Here is a 4,491-nt window from a genome sequence, read left to right on the forward strand (position 1 = left end):
CGGCCGCGACGCCCGGGCCGCCGCCGGACGCCGCGGCGTGCGGGCCCCCCCCCCCCGCGCCGCCGGCGGGGACATGCCCGCCGGCACCGTGCTGCGGCTGGCCACGCCGGGCGAGCTGTCCTCCTTCGACCGCGCCCGCTTCCCCGACGGCCAGCCGGGCCTGGTCCATGGCCTGGAAAGCGCCGGCCTGTACCGCTACGCGGCGACCACCCGGCAGCCGGAAACCCTGTCCGTGGAGATCGCCCGCGACCAGGCCCAGGAGGGCTGGCTGTGCGCCCACGGCCACCGCGTCGAATTCGTCATGATGGGCGGCCAGCCCCGTTTCGCCAGCTGCCATCTGGCCATCGGCAACCAGCTGGACGGGCAGCCAGTTCCGCCGGGCACCTGGATCCAGGTGGACCCGGCCGTGCGCGGCCAGCCCATCGAACAGGCGGGCGCGGGCACCGGCGCGCGCTGGCTGCTGCGCACCGAGGGCAGCGAGCCCATGGACGTGGAGAAGCTGTCGCTGCTGAAGCTGGAACTGCGGCTGGATGCCCGCCGCCAGCTGCTGGGTTTCGAGGGACTGCTGTCGCGCGAGACCACGCTGGGCGAGATGACCTATCCCGCCGGCACCCGCGTGCTGTCGGGCGGCCTGCGCGCGGCTGGCGCCCAGCCCGGCGACCTGCTGTTCTCGGCCTCGCGCGGCCGCGTGGCGCGGCGCGCCGGCGGCACGGACGTGGCGGCCGGCAGCTCGGTGCTGCAGGCGCCGGACGGCGCGGTGCGCGCGGTCCTGTCCAACCGCGATGCCGGCGTGCTGGATGTGGCCGCGGTCCGGGTCGGACCCTAGCGTGCTGTCCCGCAGCTACGCCCGCACGAAATCCACCCCCAGCCGCCATGGCGCCCGGGCGTTCGCGCCCCTCCCGGCGGTCCGCCTTGCCGTGATCCCTGCCCTGCAGCAAAGCGGTGGGATAATAGCCAGCTTTCCCCCACGCGCCGCCCAGCGGGCGGCGGTTCCGTCCTGCTCATTGATAGAGACGAAGTCATGGCCGTTAACCTGCAGATCCCCTCCGAGTCCGAAATTTTCCCTGTTGCCGGCGTTGAAATCGGCGTTACCGAGGCCGGCATCCGCAAAGCCAACCGACGCGATCTGACCGTGTTCCGCTTCGCGCCCGGCACCAGCGTGGCGGGCGTGTTCACGCGCAACCGTTTCTGCGCCGCGCCGGTACAGGTCTGCCAGGCCCATCTGGCCGCCGGCGGCCCGATCAGCGCGCTGGTCATCAATACCGGCAACGCCAACGCCGGCACCGGCGACGAAGGCCTGCAAAAGGCCAAGGACACCTGCGCCGCGCTGGGCAAGCTGCTGGGCGTGCCCGCCGCCGAGGTCCTGCCCTTCTCCACCGGCGTCATCCTGGAGCCGCTGCCGCTGGACCGCCTGGTCGCCGGCCTGCCCGCCGCCATCGCCAACCTCGGCCCGGACCACTGGTTCAGCGCCGCCCACGGCATCATGACCACGGACACGCTGCCCAAGGTCCATTCCAGCAAGGTCCAGATCGGCGGCAAGACCGTCACCTTCACCGGCATCAGCAAGGGCGCCGGCATGATCCGGCCCAACATGGCCACCATGCTGAGCTTCCTGGCCACCGACGCCGGCATCGCCCAGCCGCTGCTGGGCAAGCTGGCCCGCGAGATCGCCGACGCCTCGTTCAACCGCATCACGGTCGACGGCGACACGTCCACCAATGACTCCTTCATCATCGCCGCCACCGGCAAGTCCGGCGTCGAGGTGAACGCCGAGTCCGACGCCAACTACGCCGCCGTGCGCCAGGCCCTGACCGCCGCCGCGCTGGAGCTGGCGCAGAAGATCGTGCGCGACGCCGAAGGCGCCACCAAGTTCATGACCATCCGCGTCGAGGAAGCCGGCAGCACCGAAGAAGCGCTGAAGGTGGCCTACGCCGTGGCGCACTCGCCGCTGGTCAAGACCGCCTTCTTCGCCTCGGATCCCAACCTGGGCCGCATCCTGGCCGCGGTGGGCTATGCCGGCATCGACGACCTGGACGTCTCGAACATCCGCCTGTGGCTGGACGATGTGCTGGTCGCCGTCAACGGCGGCCGCAATCCGGCCTACCAGGAAGCCGACGGCCAGCGCGTCATGAAGCAGGCCGAGATCGCCGTGCGCATCGCGCTGGGCCGCGGCCAGGTCAGCGACACCGTCTACACCTGCGACTTCTCGCACGAGTACGTGTCGATCAACGCCGATTACCGTTCCTGAAGTGGTTTGGCCCACCCCCGAAGCGCTACGCGCTTCCCCCTCAAGGGGGCGCCGCTGCGGACCGGCAAAGCCGGCTCCGCGCGGCCCGGATCGTGCAGGCCCTGCCTCATTGACGTGCTTGATTCTTGGCAGGATGATGCCGCCGACTCACAAGGTCGGTTGCGCGAAATCCTCCAGGAATCCTGCCCGCCTCATGCGACTCGGATGTCGCCCATCCGAAGACAAACGCGGACGCGCCGCGGCCCGATGGCCGCAGGCCCGTCAGCCCATCCAAGGACCACAACCGTGACCGCAAACGAATTCACCACCCTCATCCAGCGCGCCGAGCGCGTGCTGTCCCAGCTCGAAGCCTGGCTGCCGCCCGCCACGCCCGAGATCGACTGGACCGCCCATGCCTACCGCTGGCGCAAGCGCGGCGCGCGCGGCTGGCTCGACTCGGTGCGCCACGTGGCCCGCATCGACCTCGACGACCTGCAGCACATCGAGCGCCAGAAAAACGTCATCGACCGCAACACCCAGCAGTTCATCGAAAAAAAGCCCGCCAACAACGTGCTGATGACCGGCGCGCGCGGCACCGGCAAGAGCTCGCTGGTCAAGGCCATGCTGGCGGCCTACGCCGATCGCGGCCTGCGCCTGATCGAAGTGGACAAGTCCGACCTGGGCGACCTGGCCGACATCGTCGAGCTGGTCGCCGGCCGGCCCGAGCGCTACATCGTGTTCTGCGACGACCTGTCCTTCGAGGAAGGCGAGGCCGGCTACAAGGCGCTGAAGTCGGTGCTGGACGGCTCGGTGGCCGCCTCGGGCGACAACGTGCTGATCTACGCCACGTCCAACCGCCGCCACCTCATGCCGGAATACATGAGCGAGAACCTGCAGGCCAAGCACCAGCCGGACGGCGAAATCCATCCCGGCGAAACGGTCGAGGAAAAGATCTCGCTGTCCGAGCGCTTCGGCCTGTGGCTGTCGTTCTATCCCTTCAAGCAGGACGACTACCTGGACATCGTCTACCACTGGCTGCGCGAGCTGGGTTGCCCGGAACAGCACATCGAGCCCTCGCGCACCGAGGCCCTGCAATGGACGCTGGAGCGCGGTTCGCGCTCGGGACGCGTCGCCTACCAATTCGCCCGTGACTGGGCTGCCCGTCATGTCTGAAAAAATCGTCGATGTCGCCGCCGGCCTGATCCTGCGCCCGGACGGCAAACTGCTGCTGGGGCAGCGTCCCGAAGGCAAGCCCTGGTCGGGCTGGTGGGAACTGCCCGGCGGCAAGCTGGAGCCCGGCGAGACCGTGCTGCAGGCGCTGGCGCGCGAGCTGCACGAGGAAATCGGCATCCGCGTCACGCAATCGCGCCCCTGGGTCACCTATGTGCACGTCTATCCCCACACCACGGTACGGCTGGCGTTCTGCCACGTCACCGGCTGGGAAGGCGAGCCGCGCGGCCTGGAGAACCAGCGCCTGGAATGGGTGGACCCGGCGCGCGCGGCCGAGGTCGGCGACCTCCTGCCCGCCACGCTGCCGCCGCTGCGCTGGTTGCAGCTGCCGACCCGCTACGGCATCAGTTCCATCGGCTCGCGCGCGGGCCTGCCGGCTTTCCTGGGCCGGCTGGACGCGGCGCTGGCGCGCGGCGTGAAGCTGGTGCAGCTGCGCGAGCCGCAATGGCCCGACGGCCCCGGCGCCGCCTCGCTGCATGAAGCGCTGCTGCAGGTGAAGCAACGCTGCCACGCCGCCGGCGCGCGCCTGCTGGTCAACAGCATCCATCCGGCCGCCTGGTGGAAGGAAGCCGACGGCGTGCACCTGCGCGCCGCCGACGCAGCCCGCCTGGACGCGCGCCCTGCGCTGCCCGAAGGCGCGCTGGTCGGCGCATCGGCGCACGACAACGCCCAGGTCACGCATGCGCGCGATCTGGGCGCCGACTTCGCCGTGCTGGGCCCGGTGCTGGACACGCCCAGCCATCCCGGCGCGCCGACGCTGGGCTGGGAGGGCTTCGTGGCCGGCAACCGCGACGCCGGCCTGCCGGTGTATGCGCTCGGCGGCCAGTCCGAGCAGACCGTGTCGCAGGCGTTGCGCCATGGCGCGCACGGCATCGCGGGAATACGCGGACTCATCTGAGTACGTCCGGGACGTCCGCGCGCGTGCGCGGCGTCCCCGGCCCGTTTCGCCCCTCGGTAGACCACAATAGGCAGGCCTCTCTGGTCTTGGTTACAACGGAAGTGCGTCATGCACATTCCGAGGAGCACGCCATGAC

4 protein-coding genes are annotated in these 4,491 nt (G+C 70.5%); all 4 read left to right on the forward strand.

Features of this window, described 5'->3' with window-relative positions; all coding sequences use genetic code 11:
* A partial coding sequence (locus tag KDH83_RS29680) for a hypothetical protein (protein WP_212322402.1) occupies positions 1 to 826 on the forward strand: 826 nt, incomplete at its 5' end.
* 195 nt (positions 827 to 1,021) lie between these two features.
* The gene (gene argJ / locus KDH83_RS29685; protein ID WP_212322404.1) at positions 1,022 to 2,248 is read left to right on the forward strand and encodes a bifunctional glutamate N-acetyltransferase/amino-acid acetyltransferase ArgJ; all 1,227 of its coding nucleotides are present in this window, start codon (positions 1,022 to 1,024) and stop codon (positions 2,246 to 2,248) included.
* A 285-nt stretch (positions 2,249 to 2,533) separates the two neighbouring features.
* Positions 2,534 to 3,400 (forward strand): ATP-binding protein, encoded by an 867-nt coding sequence (locus KDH83_RS29690; protein WP_212322406.1) that lies wholly within the window; start codon positions 2,534 to 2,536, stop codon positions 3,398 to 3,400.
* Entirely contained in the window at positions 3,393 to 4,355 is a 963-nt protein-coding gene (locus KDH83_RS29695) for a Nudix family hydrolase (RefSeq protein WP_212322408.1), read from the forward strand. The genes KDH83_RS29690 and KDH83_RS29695 overlap by 8 nt, the downstream gene beginning before the upstream one ends.
* The last annotated feature ends 136 nt before the right edge of the window (positions 4,356 to 4,491 follow it).

The organism is Achromobacter sp. Marseille-Q0513 (assembly GCF_018195695.1).
GTDB lineage: Bacteria > Pseudomonadota > Gammaproteobacteria > Burkholderiales > Burkholderiaceae_B > Achromobacter.